The sequence below is a fragment of the Enterobacter sp. MGH119 genome (genome assembly GCF_001037675.1).
In the GTDB taxonomy this organism is placed as follows: Bacteria; Pseudomonadota; Gammaproteobacteria; order Enterobacterales; family Enterobacteriaceae; genus Enterobacter; species Enterobacter hormaechei_C.
In genome coordinates, this window is sequence record NZ_KQ089929.1 from 1,897,095 (window position 1) to 1,911,400 (window position 14,306).

Sequence of the window (14,306 nt, forward strand, 5' to 3'; positions counted from 1 at the left end):
AAGCCCGGTGGCGCTACCGCTTACCGGGTCTACAAATGCGAAACGTAGGCCGGGTAAGGCGTAGCCGCCACCCGGCTTGTTTATTTTTGACAATGTGGACACCAGTAAAAGGGTCTCGAAGAGAGCATAATCCTGTCGATAATCCCGCCGCACCGCTCGCACTTCTTCCCCGCCCGATGAAACACCTTGAACCGGAACAGCGCCCCGTGGTGCTTGTTTTCATCTACGATGCCACGCGTGTTGTACGACAGCCGCGGGATGTCCAGCAGCGCGTGGGACAGCGCCTCCAGCTGTTCATCGCTCAGCTGAGAAGCTTTGTGCTGCGGTGCCAGCCCGACTTCCCAGAGGATCTCCACCCGCAGGTAGTTGCCAAGCCCGGCGAGAAAGGCCTGGTCAAGGAACAGGCCGGAAAACTGCCGGTTGCGGAATGTGGGCGATAGCAGCCGGGCCTTCACATCGCTCGCCGTCAGGCGCATATCCAGCACGTCCGGCCCAACCCGCTGTAAGAACGGGTGCGTGAGCAACTGCTCCGGCGTTAACATTTCGATATCAGAGGCGCTGTAGAGCAGGATCGCCTTATCCGCCGTTTGTAGCCGCACTCGCAGCACGCGGGTCGTTTGCGGCTGCTCGTCCGCCTCCACCACCCGCCAGACACCGTAAAGCTGATTATGGCTATATAACGTCAGGTTATGGGAAAAGTGGGTGAGTAACGCTTTGCCGCGCGTTTCAATGTGGGTCACCGTCTGTCCCACCAGCTGCGCTTCAAACGGTTTGAGTTGAGGAAAGGCAAACCAGACGTGTGTCAGAGGTTTGCCCTTTATCGCCGCCTCCAGGCTATCCGCCGCGCGGCGGATCTCCGGACCTTCTGGCATGTTATTGTCCTTTCATGATTATTCTGCGCTGACAACAATGCCCTCTTCCGAGAACGCCGCCCGCAGGCGTCGCGCAAACTGGAGCGCATGCTCGCCGTCACCGTGTAAGCACACCGTATCAGCCTGAACGTTTGCCGTTGTCCCCTCAGTTGAGGTTACTCGCCCGAAGCGCACCATCTCCAGCGTCTGCGCCAGTGCTTTACCTTCGTCGGTGATCAGCGCACCGGCCTGCGTACGCGGAACAAGGCTACCGTCCGGCAGGTATCCCCGATCGGCAAACACTTCCTGCCGCGTAGTCAGCCCCAGCCGTTCTCCGGCACGAATAAGCTCGCTGCCCGCCAGGCCTACCAGAATCAGTTGCGGATTACAGTCCCGCACCGCACGGGCAATGGCATCCGCCAACACCGGATCTTTCGCCGCCTGGTTATAGAGCATGCCGTGCGGCTTGACGTGGCGCAACACGCCATTCTCAGCGCGCACTATCGCCTCCAGCGCGCCGATCTGGTAGAGCATTTGCGCGTAAATCGTCTCAGGCGGCAGATCCATCGCTGTGCGACCAAAGTTTTCCCGGTCGGGAAAGCTGGGGTGAGCGCCAATCGCCACGCCGTTTTTCATGGCATTGCGCACGCTCGCCAGCATGGTCTGCGCATCGCCGGCATGAAACCCGCAGGCGATATTCACCGAGGAGACCAGCGTCATCAGCGCCGCATCGGCGCTGCTGCCCTCCCCCAGATCGGCGTTTAAATCAATCTTTACCATCGAGCCTCCACGCCAGCTGTTCGAGATAACGCTGCTGATCCTGCCGGGCTTTCAGTGCCTCCTCCAGCGAACACTGCACAAAATGAATTGGCTGACCGAGAGGAATTTGCGCCAGATGGTAGCGATCGGCTTCGATAATGCAGGCAATACGCGGATATCCTCCCGTGGTTTGCGCATCGTTCATCAGTACAATGGGCTGTCCGTTGCCTGGCACCTGAATGACCCCCGGCAACAGACCATGGGAAAGCAGCTCCCGGTCAGTTGTGCGGGTCAGCGGCTGTCCCTGAAGCCGGTAACCCATGCGGTTACTCTGCGGGCTGATCTTCCACGGCGAGCGCCAGAAAGACTCTTTCGCGGCTTCATCAAACTCCTGGTATTCCGGTCCTGGTAAGGCGCGGATCACGTTCCTCCACAGCAGCTGTTTCACGCCCTGCGTGGTGGTGAAATGGCGCGTTGAGGTCTTTATCCGCAGACGATCGCCGTCACGCAGCAGCCGTCCTTCATGGCCGCCCATTCCCGCTTTCTGGTCGGTGCTGGATGAGCCCAGCACCTCCGGCACGTCGATCCCCCCCGCTACCGCAAGATAGCTACGCACGCCGTGCAGAGGACGCTTGAGCGTCAGACGCTGCCCGGCCTTCGCCCGCAGGCGCCAGCCGGTCCACACCGCTTTGCCGTCCAGCGTCGCGTCACAGCCCGCGCCGGTTAAGGCAAACCAGGTTTCCTGACCAAACTCAATCACGCACTGACCCAGCGTAATTTCTAACGCCGCCGTGCTGCCTGCGTTACCTACCAGCAGGTTGGCAATCTCCAGCGAAGGGCGATCGAGCGCACCGCAGTAGCTCACGCCCGACTGACGCAGCCCAAAACGCCCGGCATCCTGTACCGAGGTGTAAAGCCCTGCGCGAATAAGCGTTAACATACTCCCTCCTTCTGTGGGATAAAGCGCAGCGTATCCCCCGGCCGCAGGAGTATGGGCGCGTCCTGGCCTGGTTCAAATAACGGCGTGGACGTGTGCCCAATCAGCTGCCAGCCTCCCGGTGAAGCGAGCGGATAAATTCCAGTTTGCTCGCCACCAATCGCCACGCTGCCCGCCGGTACGCTCAGGCGCGGCTCAGCCCGGCGCGGCGTATGCAGCTGGGGCGATAACCCGCCCAGATAGGGGAAACCCGGCTGAAATCCCAAAAACCAGACAACATAGTCGACTGAGCTATGCAGCTCCACAACCTGCTTCTCCGTTAATCCACAGTGCTCGGCCACCACGCCAAGGTCGGGGCCTCCCTTGCCGCCATAGACAACCGGGATCTCAATCGTCCGCGATTCCGGCTCCAGCGCCTCGCTCTCCTCCCACCAGCGTTGCAGACGCTCAATGGCATCCAGCGCCCCCGTGTGCGGATCACGCAGCACCACGGTGATATTATTCATACCCGGAATAGCTTCAACCACGCCGGGTAGCTCGGGCAGTCGCTGAGCCAGACGCCAGATACGCTTTTGCGTAGCAAGCGTCACCGGAGGCTCAAGTTCCAGAACCACTGCGGTTTCACCCAGAAGATAACAACGCGCTCGCTGCACTTAACTACCTCTCATCAGGCCGGATTAGGGATATCAATAAACGTCACATCCAGATCGGTATTTTCCGTCAGCCACTCGCTGAGGGCGCGGATGCCGCCACGCTCGGTGGCGTGATGGCCCGCCGCGTAAAAATGCAGGCCTTGTTCACGGGCTGAGTGGATAGTCTGCTCGGAGACTTCGCCGGTAATGAAGGCGTCGACACCAAAACGCGCCGCGCTGTCAATAAAGCCCTGGCCGCCGCCGGTGCACCATGCCACGCGCTTCACGGTATCCGGCCCGGTGTCGCCGCACCACAGCGGACGACGCCCCAGGCGCGCTTCGATCCACGAAGCCAGCTCCAGACCCGGAACTGGCATCGACAGTTCGCCCCACGGCACCAGGGGTTCAATTTCACCCATCACGGTAATCCCCAGCAGCTGCGCAAGCTGAACGTTGTTCCCCAGCTCAGGATGCGCATCGAGCGGCAGGTGATAGCCGTACAGGTTGATGTCATTCGCCAGCAGCGTTTTGAGTCGGTTGCGCTTCATGCCGCGAATAATCGGTGATTCGTTTTTCCAGAAATAACCGTGGTGGACAATCACCGCATCGGCTTCCTGACGCACCGCCTCATCCAGCAGCGCCTGGCTTGCCGTCACGCCGGTGATGATTTTTTGCACCGTCTCGCGCCCCTCCACCTGCAAGCCATTCGGGCCGTAGTCGCTAAACGAAGCCGTGTTGAGTTTTTCGTTAATCAGGCGTTCCAGTTCACTGTTTTTCATCATCATTCTCTCAAACTTTTCGGGCGGCTTCGTACGCCGCCAGCGTGGCGACGCGCGCCTGTTTATGGTCGACAATGGGACGGGGATAGTTCAGGGTAACACGCTGTTTATCCGCCCATACCCAGGGTTCATGAATGGCTTTGGCCGGGACATCCTTAAGCTCAGGCAGCCAGCGGCGGATAAACTCGCCGTCGGCGTCAAATCGTTGTCCCTGCGTGGTCGGATTGAAGATCCGAAAATAGGGAGCTGCATCCGTTCCGGTGGAGGCCGCCCACTGCCAGCCGCCGTTATTCGCCGCCAGATCGCCATCGATCAGCTGAGAGATAAAATAACGCTCTCCGGTTCGCCAGTCGATAAGCAGATCCTTCACCAGGAAGCTGGCGGTAATCATACGCAGACGGTTATGCATCCACCCGGTTTCATTGAGCTGCCGCATAGCTGCATCAACAATCGGGAAGCCGGTAAGCCCATGCTGCCATGCCTTAAGCAGCTTCTCATTCGACTGCCACTGTACCTGTTCGGTCCAACGAATAAAGGGCCGATGTTTACACAAATCAGGATGATACGTCATCAGATGTCGATAGAACTCACGCCAGATCAGTTCGTTCAGCCACACTGCGCCCGCCCCCCCGTCTAACGCCTGAGGCTGTTCCGCCAGCAGGCGATGTAAACACTGGCGCGGAGAGAGCGCGCCCAGCGCTAGACAGGCCGACAAGCGGCTGGTGCCTTCAATCGCTGGAAAATCCCGACGCGCCTCGTACTCAACCGCCCCCTGCGCGCAGAACTGACGCAACCGGGCGATAGCCGCTTTCTCGCTGGCGGGGAATACTGTTTCATCGAACGACTGCTGGGGATAATTCAGCCTGATCGCCGGCAGATCCGTTATCGTTTCCCCTCTCACGGACGGGGCGGTAACGCACTCAGGTAGTCCCTCTTTCAGGCGTTTGATAAAGGCATTTTTAAACGGCGTGAAAACTTTATACATCTCGTGACTGCCGGTCATTACGCTGCCAGGCGCGAGCATCATGCTGTCATCAAAGCCTTCACAGACCACGCCCGCAAGGGATTTCTCCAGCTGACGATCCCGCTGCTGCTCGTTGAATTCATACTGATAGTTGTAATAAAGATGCGTTACTGCGTACTGCTGGCAGATTGCCTGCACCGTCTGACGCTGAGCGGCAAAATCATGGGCCTCTTTATAGATCAGCGGAATGCCTTTTTCGGCCAGTGAATGTTGCAGGTCATTCAGATACGCGCTGAGCAGTGCCGCTTGCCGGGGCGCCATGTCATGCTGCCGCCACTGTTCAGGCGTGGCGATAAACAGGGCCAGCACATTCGCGTCTTTAGCGCGGCAGGCCGCCGCGAGAGCGAAGTTGTCGTGAATGCGTAAATCCGCGCGAAACCAAACCAGATGGGTGGGCATAAAACTCCTGGCAATTGTCCATTATGTCCGTAAGGGCATGCCGTAAAAGGAAAAAGGCATGCATTGAACTACTTTGCCATGAAGTGTAGACGGGATGAAATAAAAAAGGCCGCCCGAGGCGGCCTTAACGCTACTTGTCCTGCACTATCGGGGTAAAGGCAATAAACACATCCGGTTTATCACTCTTTACAACGAGTGCGCTGGCGACAATGAACGCAATGCATAAATAGCGTTTCACTATGCGGTCCCTGCTGCTAACCGCTCCACCTATCACCACCGGTGATAAATCGGTGGACACAAGCCCGGGTAGGTGGGCTGCTTTACGGCTATGGATACACCTTTCCCAGGACCGATGCCCATTTGCGAGATGGCGGAAAGGGACGTGGCATCATAATTAACACCAACGCCAAAAGTAAGTTATTTCAGTAAAATTAGGAATTTATAAAGGTGAAGTGGATTGCGAACTTTTTAAAGAAGGGTATGATAAAAATCCCGGGTAGGGGCTGCAAGATTACCCAACGGACCGCGAATCCCGAGGGACAAAAAAACCGCCACTTTGCTGTAGGCGGTTTTTTTATGGCTACGATGTCACACCGTATCAGTAGAAATCGCAGGTTGCTTTCTCGGCCTGATCCATCCACACCGGCTTCTCGCTGGTTTTCGCCCAGACGCGATGCAGGTAACTGTAGAAACGTGCGCGATCTTTCCAGAACAACATCACCGGCAGGGCCAGCACGCCAGCCACAACGGCGAAAGTGCGACGCATGAAAATGATATGAGCCGGAAACTCTTTATAAAGATCCATATTTTTCTCCCCTGTAGTTGGCCGGAAACCGTCTCCGGAAAATGTGAAATCTGTGACCTGGTTAAAATAATACCGCTTTGTTTGTAATTTTACTACTCATCCGACCACTTATTTTCATCCATTTCGTGAATATTTACATTCATGCCTGTAATTAAGTTACAAAAAAGTTAACGATTTACTTACCAATAGTTAAATTGTGGCTTTTCCCTTTTTTATACATTTTTTACACCTGCCCTTCTGATTTTTGCGAAATCTTTGCGCCACAAATCCTACCGTTTGTACAACAACAAAAGTCACCCGGAGGTGGAGTGTGAGTGCAGGTCTGATTGCCGGCATCGTGCTGGTGTTCCTGTTATTGGGTTATCTGATTTATGCCCTGATTAATGCGGAGGCATTCTGATGGCTGCTCAGGCGTTTTTGCTTATTGCCAGCTTTTTACTGGTACTGTTTGTGTTCGCCAGGCCGCTGGGAACAGCGCTGGCGCGGCTGATAAACAACGTGCCATTGCCGGGCACGCGAAATATTGAAAATGTGCTCTGGCGCATTTCAGGTATCAGCGACCGGGAAATGAACTGGCGCCAATACCTGATGGCGATACTGCTTCTGAATATCGTGGGGCTTATTGCCCTCTTTACGCTGCTAATACTCCAGGGCAGTCTGCCGTTGAACCCGCAGCATTTACCGGGGTTATCCTGGCATCTGGCACTGAACACGGCGGTCAGCTTTGTCACCAACACCAACTGGCAGTCTTACGCCGGTGAAACCACGCTCAGCTACTTCAGCCAGATGACCGGGTTAACCGTGCAGAACTTTCTTTCTGCGGCCAGCGGTATCGCGGTGATCTTCGCCCTGACGCGCGCGTTTGCCCGTCAGAATGTCAGCACTCTCGGCAACGCCTGGGTTGATGTCACACGCATCACCCTTTGGATCCTGGTGCCTGTTGCGCTGATTATTGCCCTGTTCTTTATTCAGCAAGGCACTCTGCAAAACCTGCTGCCTTATACCCCTTTCACCTCGCTTGAAGGGGCCAGGGAACTCCTGCCAATGGGGCCGGTGGCGTCGCAGGAAGCAATCAAGATGCTGGGCACCAATGGGGGCGGCTTCTTCAACGCCAATTCATCGCACCCGTTTGAAAACCCAACGGCGTTAACCAATTTTGTACAGATGCTGGCAATCTTCCTGATCCCCACCGCGCTCTGCTTCGCCTTTGGCGATGTAGTTAACGATCGCCGCCAGGGCCGTACGCTGCTGTGGGCCATGTCGTTAATCTTCGTGGTCTGCGTAGCACTGGTGATGTGGGCCGAATGGTACGGCAACAGCCACTTTATGCAGCTGGGGGCTAACAGCAATATCAACCTGGAAGGCAAAGAGAGCCGCTTCGGCATTCTTGCCAGCAGTCTCTATGCGGTGGTCACCACGGCGGCCTCCTGCGGGGCGGTGAACGCCATGCATGACTCTTTCACCGCGCTTGGCGGCATGATCCCGATGTGGCTGATGCAGATTGGCGAGGTAGTCTTCGGTGGGGTCGGTTCGGGGCTGTACGGCATGCTGTTGTTCGTTCTGCTCGCCGTGTTTATCGCCGGGCTGATGATCGGCCGCACGCCGGAATATCTCGGCAAAAAAATCGACGTCCGCGAAATGAAATTAACCGCGCTGGCGATCCTGGTCACCCCCGCCCTTGTGCTGCTCGGTACCGCCCTGGCGCTGATGACCGACGTCGGGCGCAGCGGCATCTTTAACCCGGGCATTCACGGCTTTAGCGAAGTGCTTTACGCCGTTTCGTCTGCCGCAAACAACAACGGCAGCGCCTTTGCAGGGTTAAGCGCCAACTCACCGTTCTGGAACTGTCTGCTGGCGTTCTGCATGTTCGTCGGTCGTTTCGGCGTGATTATTCCCGTCATGGCGATCGCCGGAACACTGGTGAATAAGAAGATCCAGCCGACCACCACCGGTACGTTACCGACTCACGGCGCGCTGTTCGTCGGCCTGCTGATTGGCACCGTTCTGCTGGTAGGTGCCCTGACCTTTATCCCCGCCCTCGCGTTAGGCCCGGTTGCGGAATATCTCTCTTTACGCTGATTTTGCGGAGAATTTGTCATGAGTCGTAAACAACTGGCCCTGCTCGAACCGACCTTAGTTCGTCAGGCCCTCATGGATGCGGTAAAAAAACTGAGCCCGCGCGTCCAGTGGCACAACCCGGTGATGTTTATTGTCTGGACTGGAAGTTTACTCACCACCGTACTGGCGATTGCCATGGGAACGGGACACCTTTTGGGGAATGCAACCTTTACCGGCGCCATCAGCCTGTGGCTGTGGTTTACCGTGCTGTTCGCCAACTTCGCCGAAGCGCTGGCGGAAGGCCGCAGTAAAGCGCAGGCCAACAGTCTGAAAGGGGTCAAAAAAACCGCCTTTGCGCGCAAATTACGCGAACCTAAATACGGCGCGCACATGGACCACGTACCGGCGGATGAACTGCGTAAAGGTGACGTGGTGCTGGTGGAAGCCGGCGACATCATCCCCTGCGACGGGGAAGTGATTGAGGGCGGCGCGTCGGTAGACGAAAGCGCCATTACCGGGGAATCCGCACCGGTGATCCGTGAGTCGGGCGGAGATTTCGCCTCAGTTACCGGCGGAACGCGCATTCTTTCCGACTGGCTGGTGATCCAGTGCAGCGTTAACCCGGGCGAAACCTTTCTCGACCGGATGATCGCCATGGTGGAAGGCGCACAGCGTCGTAAAACGCCGAACGAGATCGCCCTGACCATTCTGCTGGTGGCGCTCACCATTGTCTTCCTGCTGGCAACGGCGACCCTGTGGCCCTTCTCCGCCTACGGCGGTACAGCGGTCAGCATCACCGTACTGATCGCCCTGCTGGTCTGTCTGATCCCCACCACTATTGGTGGCCTGCTTTCCGCGATTGGCGTGGCGGGGATGAGCCGGATGCTGGGCGCGAACGTCATCGCCACCAGCGGACGCGCCGTTGAAGCGGCGGGGGACGTAGACGTTCTGCTGCTGGATAAAACCGGGACCATCACCCTGGGCAATCGTCAGGCCTCTGACTTTTTACCTGCTCCCGGCGTGGATGAAAAAACGCTGGCTGACGCGGCGCAGCTTTCCTCGCTGGCTGATGAAACGCCGGAAGGCCGCAGTATCGTGATCCTCGCCAAGCAGCGCTTTAACCTGCGCCAGCGCGACGTACAAAGCCTGCACGCCACGTTCGTTCCCTTCACGGCGCAAACCCGCATGAGCGGCATTAACATTCAGGACCGGATGATCCGTAAAGGGTCCGTTGATGCCATTCGCCGTCATATTGAAGCCAATAATGGACACTTCCCCCCGGAAGTCGACCATCTGGTGGAAAGCGTGGCGCGTCAGGGGGCAACCCCGCTGGTGGTGGCGGAAGGTGCAAGCGTTCTGGGGGTGATCGCTCTGAAGGATATCGTTAAAGGCGGTATAAAAGAGCGTTTCGCCCAGATGCGTAAGATGGGCATTAAAACGGTGATGATCACCGGGGATAACCGTCTGACTGCGGCGGCCATTGCCGCCGAAGCGGGCGTGGATGATTTCCTTTCCGAAGCGACGCCGGAAGCAAAGCTGGCGCTCATTCGCCAGTATCAGGCGGAAGGTCGTCTGGTGGCGATGACCGGCGACGGCACCAACGACGCCCCGGCGCTGGCGCAGGCCGACGTGGCGGTGGCAATGAACTCCGGTACCCAGGCGGCAAAAGAGGCGGGCAACATGGTGGATCTCGACTCGAACCCGACCAAGCTGATCGAGGTGGTGCACATCGGGAAGCAGATGCTGATGACGCGCGGCTCGCTGACCACGTTCAGTATCGCCAACGACGTAGCGAAGTATTTCGCCATCATTCCGGCGGCGTTTGCGGCAACCTACCCGCAGCTAAATGCCCTGAACGTGATGCACCTGCACTCTCCGGCCTCGGCCATTCTGAGCGCGGTGATCTTCAACGCGCTGATTATTGTCTTTCTTATTCCGCTGGCGCTGAAAGGGGTGAGCTATAAGCCGCTGACGGCCGCCGCCATGCTGCGCCGTAACCTGTGGATTTACGGTCTGGGTGGGCTGGTGGTGCCCTTTATTGGGATCAAGGTTATCGACATGTTGCTAACGCTGTTCGGGCTGGTTTAAAAGGTGGATCCAATGACGATGTTACGTCCCGCTATACTGTTGTTTATTCTGCTGTCTCTGATTACCGGCGGGCTTTACCCGCTGATGACTACCGCGCTGGGCCAGTGGTGGTTTCAGGATCAGGCCAACGGCTCGCTGATTATCCAGAACGGTGAAAACCGCGGCTCGCGTCTGATTGGGCAGAACTTTACGGACCCACGCTACTTCCAGGGACGCCCTTCCGCCACTGCGGAAAGCCCGTATAATCCAATGGCCTCCGGCGGCAGCAATCTGGCGGGCAGTAACCCTGACCTGGACAAAGCCATTGCTGAACGCGTTGCCGCCCTGCGCGCTGCGAATCCGCAGGCCAGCCGTGAGGTGCCGGTTGAGCTGGTCACCGCCTCCGCGAGCGGGCTGGATTACAGCCTGACGCCGGACGCGGTGGTCTGGCAGATCCCACGCGTGGCCGCCGCCCGTCAGCTGACCGTCGAGCAGGTGAGCCAGCTGGTTGCAGAACATACGCAAAAGCCGCTGGTCAGCTTCATCGGCATGCCGGTAGTGAACATTGTTGAGCTGAATCTGGCGCTGGATGCGCTAAGGAAGAACTAAATGACCGACGAGCCCATGCGCCCGGATCCGGACAGGCTGCTTGAACAGACGGCTGAAGCCCACCGTGGCAAGCTGAAAATTTTTTTCGGCGCCTGCGCGGGTGTCGGGAAAACCTTCGCCATGCTGATGGAAGCCCAGCGGCTTCGGGCGCAGGGGCTTGATATTCTCATCGGCGTGGTGGAAACCCACGGTCGCAAAGAGACGGCTGCGCTGCTGACGGGGCTGGCGACGCAGCCGCCCCAGCGTATCAGCCATCGCGGGCGGCTGGTCACGGAGTTTGATCTTGATGCCGCCCTTGCCCGCCGCCCTGCCCTGATCCTGATGGACGAACTGGCGCACAGCAATGCGCCAGGCTCCCGCCATCCGAAGCGCTGGCAGGATGTTGAGGAGCTGCTTGAGGCAGGCATTGACGTCTTCACCACGGTGAATGTTCAGCATCTGGAAAGCCTGAACGACGTGGTGAGCGGCGTAACCGGTATCCAGGTGCGGGAAACCGTCCCCGATCCGTTTTTTGATTCTGCCGATGAAGTCGTACTGGTTGACCTGCCGCCGGACGATCTGCGCCAGCGCCTGCATGAAGGCAAAGTGTATATTGCCGGCCAGGCCGAACGCGCCATCGAACATTTTTTCCGCAAAGGAAACCTGATTGCCCTGCGCGAGCTGGCCCTGCGCCGCACCGCCGATCGCGTTGATGACCAGATGCGCGCCTGGCGAGACCTACAGGGACAAGAGCGCGTCTGGCACACGCGGGACGCCATTCTGTTATGCATTGGTCACGGCAGCGGCAACGAAAAACTGGTTCGCACCGCCGCCCGGCTTGCAGCGAAGTTTGGCAGCGTCTGGCACGCGGTCTACGTCGAAACGCCGCAGCTGCATGGCCTGCCGGAAAATCAGCGCCGCGCCATTTTGAGCGCGCTGCGGCTGGCGCAGGAGCTGGGCGCCGAAACCGCAACCCTTTCCGATCCGCAGGAAGATAAAGCCATTCTGCGCTACGCGCGGGAGCACAACCTGGGCAAGATTGTCATTGGACGTCGCCAGCACCGCCGCTGGTTTAGCCGCGAATCTTTTGCCGACAGGCTGGCCCGCCGCGCGCCGGATCTTGATTTAGTCATCGTCGCGCTGGATGACAAGCCCGCCCCCCTGCCCAACCGTACGCCGGACGCTCGCACCTTTGGCGATAAATGGCGCATTCAGATCCGGGGCTGCATGGTGGCCGTGGTCCTCTGCGCCCTGATTACGGTGATTGCCAGCCAGTGGCTCATCGCCTTCGACGCCGCCAATCTGGTCATGATTTATCTGCTCGGCGTCGTTGTGGTCGCGCTCTTTTATGGCCGCTGGCCGTCGGTGCTGGCGACGGTGATCAACGTCATCAGCTTCGATCTCTTCTTTATTGCTCCGCGCGGGACGCTTGCTGTCTCGGACGTGCAGTACATTCTGACCTTTGCCGTGATGCTTACCGTCGGGCTGGTGATCGGGAATCTGACGGCAGGCGTGCGCTACCAGGCACGCATTGCCCGCTATCGCGAGCAGCGCACGCGCCATCTGTATGAAATGTCAAAATCGCTGGCGGTTGGCCGCACGCAGCGAGATATCGTGCAGACCAGCGAGCAGTTTATCCGTTCGACCTTTCATGCCAGTAACCTGATTTTGCTCCCCGACGAACAAGGGCGCCTTCGCCCGCTGACCTCCCCTTCGGGGATGACGCCCTGGGATGAAGCGATTGCCCGCTGGAGTTTCGATAAGGGTTTACCTGCCGGCGCCGGCACCGACACGCTGCCCGGCGTGCCTTACCAGATCCTGCCGCTGCGCAGCGCGGATAAAAATCACGGGCTGGTCATCGTCGAGCCGTCTAACCTGCGTCAGCTGATGATCCCCGAGCAGCAGCGCCTGCTTGAAACCTTCACCCTGCTGGTCGCCAGCGCCCTTGAACGGCTGGCGCTCACCGCCAGCGAAGAGCAGGCGCGGCTGGCAAGCGAGCGCGAAAGTATTCGCAACTCGCTGCTGGCAGCGCTGTCTCACGATTTGCGCACGCCGCTTACCGTGCTGTTTGGCCAGTCCGAAATTCTGACGCTGGATCTGGCGGCGGAAGGATCAAAGCACGCGATGCAGGCCAGCGAAATTCGCCAGCACGTGCTGAATACCACGCGCCTGGTGAACAACCTGCTGGACATGGCGCGCATTCAGTCCGGCGGGTTTAACCTCAAAAAAGAGTGGCTCACCCTTGAGGAGGTTGTCGGCAGTGCGCTGAAGATGCTGGAGCCGGGTCTCGGCGGGCGCCATATTGAGCTGGACATGCCGGAACCCCTGACGTTAATCCATGTGGATGGCCCGCTGTTTGAGCGCGTGCTGATTAATCTTCTGGAAAATGCCGCTAAATACGCCGGGGCAAAGGCCCGGCTGGGGATTGCTGCCAGGGTGGATAAACGTGTGCTGCGGCTCGACGTCTGGGATAACGGGCCGGGTATTCCGGCCGGTCAGGAGCGCGCCATATTCGAAAAATTTGCGCGCGGTAATAAGGAATCCGCCATTCCTGGCGTTGGGCTGGGGCTGGCGATCTGCCAGGCGATTGTCGACGTGCATGGCGGCACCATTTCCGCAGAGAACCGCCCGGAAGGTGGGGCACGCTTTTGTGTTACACTTCCTCTGGAAAGCCCACCAGAACTTGATGAATTACCAGAGGATTTGTGATTAACGTTCTGATTGTTGAAGATGAGCTCGCTATCAGCCGATTTCTGCGTACTGCGCTGGAAGGCGACGGTTTGCGCGTTCATGAAGCCGGAACGCTTCAACGAGGGTTGATTGAAGCCGCGACCCGCAAGCCAGATCTGGTGATCCTGGATCTGGGACTTCCGGATGGCGACGGCATCGATTTTATTCGTGAGGTGCGTCAGTGGAGCCAGATGCCTATTCTGGTGCTCTCTGCCCGCACCGAAGAGACGGATAAAATCGCCGCGCTGGATGCCGGAGCGGATGATTATCTGATCAAACCGTTTGGCATTGGCGAGTTACAGGCCCGGCTTCGTGTGGCGCTGCGTCGACACAGTGCCACCTCCCTTTCCGACCCGGTGTACGCCTTTGGCGATATCCGCGTCGATCTTGCTGCACGCCGCATCGTAAGAGGAGAAGAAGAGATCCACCTTACGCCTATTGAGTTTCGTCTGCTGGCCGTGCTGCTCAATAACCATGGTAAAGTGTTAACGCAGCGACAGCTGTTAAGCCAGGTCTGGGGGCCGAATGCTGTCGAGCATAGTCACTATTTACGCATTTATATGGGACACCTTCGCCAGAAGCTTGAAGCCGATCCCGCGCGTCCTCGTCATTTATTAACAGAAACCGGTATCGGATATCGGTTTATGATCTGAATAAGTATTCACTTTAATTTTAAA

The 14,306-nt window shown here is 58.0% G+C and carries 13 protein-coding genes; 6 read left to right on the forward strand and 7 right to left on the reverse strand.

What is annotated here, in order from left to right; all coding sequences use genetic code 11:
* Window positions 1–80: 80 nt before the first annotated feature.
* The 7 genes from nei to SK53_RS09070 form a co-directional block, all read right to left on the reverse strand.
* A complete protein-coding gene (gene nei, locus SK53_RS09040; protein ID WP_045332353.1) occupies window positions 81–872 on the reverse strand; it encodes an endonuclease VIII in 792 nt (263 codons plus the stop codon).
* Between the two features lie 18 nt (window positions 873–890).
* The gene (gene pxpA / locus SK53_RS09045) at window positions 891–1,631 is read right to left on the reverse strand and encodes a 5-oxoprolinase subunit PxpA (RefSeq protein ID WP_048209114.1); all 741 of its coding nucleotides are present in this window, start codon (window positions 1,629–1,631) and stop codon (window positions 891–893) included.
* Window positions 1,618–2,550 (reverse strand): 5-oxoprolinase subunit PxpC, encoded by a 933-nt coding sequence (pxpC, locus tag SK53_RS09050; RefSeq protein WP_022650615.1) that lies wholly within the window; start codon window positions 2,548–2,550, stop codon window positions 1,618–1,620. The genes pxpA and pxpC overlap by 14 nt, the downstream gene beginning before the upstream one ends.
* Complete coding sequence (gene pxpB, locus SK53_RS09055) at window positions 2,544–3,200, reverse strand: 5-oxoprolinase subunit PxpB (protein WP_003858633.1); 657 nt, start codon at window positions 3,198–3,200, stop codon at window positions 2,544–2,546. Before pxpB ends, pxpC begins: the two co-directional genes overlap by 7 nt.
* 14 nt (window positions 3,201–3,214) lie before the next feature.
* On the reverse strand, window positions 3,215–3,958 hold the full coding sequence (locus SK53_RS09060) for a type 2 GTP cyclohydrolase I (RefSeq protein ID WP_003858635.1): 744 nt from the start codon (window positions 3,956–3,958) through the stop codon (window positions 3,215–3,217).
* A 10-nt stretch (window positions 3,959–3,968) separates the two neighbouring features.
* On the reverse strand, window positions 3,969–5,381 hold the full coding sequence (phrB, locus tag SK53_RS09065) for a deoxyribodipyrimidine photo-lyase (protein ID WP_048209116.1): 1,413 nt from the start codon (window positions 5,379–5,381) through the stop codon (window positions 3,969–3,971).
* 598 nt (window positions 5,382–5,979) lie between these two features.
* Complete coding sequence (locus SK53_RS09070; RefSeq protein WP_003858637.1) at window positions 5,980–6,186, reverse strand: YbfA family protein; 207 nt, start codon at window positions 6,184–6,186, stop codon at window positions 5,980–5,982.
* Window positions 6,187–6,496: 310 nt separating this feature from the next.
* Between SK53_RS09070 and kdpF the strand changes: the two genes are divergently transcribed.
* The 6 genes from kdpF to kdpE are packed head-to-tail and all read left to right on the forward strand — an operon-like array spanning window position 6,497 to window position 14,282.
* Window positions 6,497–6,586, forward strand: a complete 90-nt coding sequence (gene kdpF / locus SK53_RS23355) for a K(+)-transporting ATPase subunit F (protein ID WP_003858638.1) — start codon at window positions 6,497–6,499, stop codon at window positions 6,584–6,586.
* Window positions 6,586–8,265, forward strand: coding sequence for a potassium-transporting ATPase subunit KdpA (gene kdpA / locus SK53_RS09080; protein WP_048209118.1), 1,680 nt, complete (start codon window positions 6,586–6,588; stop codon window positions 8,263–8,265). Before kdpF ends, kdpA begins: the two co-directional genes overlap by 1 nt.
* A gap of 18 nt (window positions 8,266–8,283) precedes the next feature.
* The gene (gene kdpB, locus SK53_RS09085; RefSeq protein ID WP_032665446.1) at window positions 8,284–10,332 is read left to right on the forward strand and encodes a potassium-transporting ATPase subunit KdpB; all 2,049 of its coding nucleotides are present in this window, start codon (window positions 8,284–8,286) and stop codon (window positions 10,330–10,332) included.
* Window positions 10,333–10,344: 12 nt separating this feature from the next.
* A complete protein-coding gene (gene kdpC, locus SK53_RS09090) occupies window positions 10,345–10,920 on the forward strand; it encodes a potassium-transporting ATPase subunit KdpC (RefSeq protein ID WP_003858641.1) in 576 nt (191 codons plus the stop codon).
* Window positions 10,921–13,608 (forward strand): two-component system sensor histidine kinase KdpD, encoded by a 2,688-nt coding sequence (kdpD, locus tag SK53_RS09095; protein WP_023324324.1) that lies wholly within the window; start codon window positions 10,921–10,923, stop codon window positions 13,606–13,608.
* Window positions 13,605–14,282 carry a two-component system response regulator KdpE gene (gene kdpE, locus SK53_RS09100; RefSeq protein ID WP_048209120.1) on the forward strand — a complete coding sequence of 226 codons (678 nt, stop codon included), beginning with the start codon at window positions 13,605–13,607 and terminating at the stop codon, window positions 14,280–14,282. The genes kdpD and kdpE overlap by 4 nt, the downstream gene beginning before the upstream one ends.
* Window positions 14,283–14,306 lie beyond the last annotated feature (24 nt).

Excerpts from the sequence above, each read along its gene's own strand:
- SK53_RS09070 (WP_003858637.1), bottom strand. The coding sequence starts at position 6,186 with ATGGATCTTTATAAAGAGTTTCCGGCTCATATCATTTTCATGCGTCGC.
- kdpC (WP_003858641.1), top strand. The coding sequence starts at position 10,345 with ATGACGATGTTACGTCCCGCTATACTGTTGTTTATTCTGCTGTCTCTG.
- kdpB (WP_032665446.1), top strand. The coding sequence starts at position 8,284 with ATGAGTCGTAAACAACTGGCCCTGCTCGAACCGACCTTAGTTCGTCAG.
- SK53_RS09060 (WP_003858635.1), bottom strand. The coding sequence starts at position 3,958 with ATGAAAAACAGTGAACTGGAACGCCTGATTAACGAAAAACTCAACACG.
- nei (WP_045332353.1), bottom strand. The coding sequence starts at position 872 with ATGCCAGAAGGTCCGGAGATCCGCCGCGCGGCGGATAGCCTGGAGGCG.
- pxpC (WP_022650615.1), bottom strand. The coding sequence starts at position 2,550 with ATGTTAACGCTTATTCGCGCAGGGCTTTACACCTCGGTACAGGATGCC.
- pxpA (WP_048209114.1), bottom strand. The coding sequence starts at position 1,631 with ATGGTAAAGATTGATTTAAACGCCGATCTGGGGGAGGGCAGCAGCGCC.
- phrB (WP_048209116.1), bottom strand. The coding sequence starts at position 5,381 with ATGCCCACCCATCTGGTTTGGTTTCGCGCGGATTTACGCATTCACGAC.
- kdpD (WP_023324324.1), top strand. The coding sequence starts at position 10,921 with ATGACCGACGAGCCCATGCGCCCGGATCCGGACAGGCTGCTTGAACAG.
- kdpA (WP_048209118.1), top strand. The coding sequence starts at position 6,586 with ATGGCTGCTCAGGCGTTTTTGCTTATTGCCAGCTTTTTACTGGTACTG.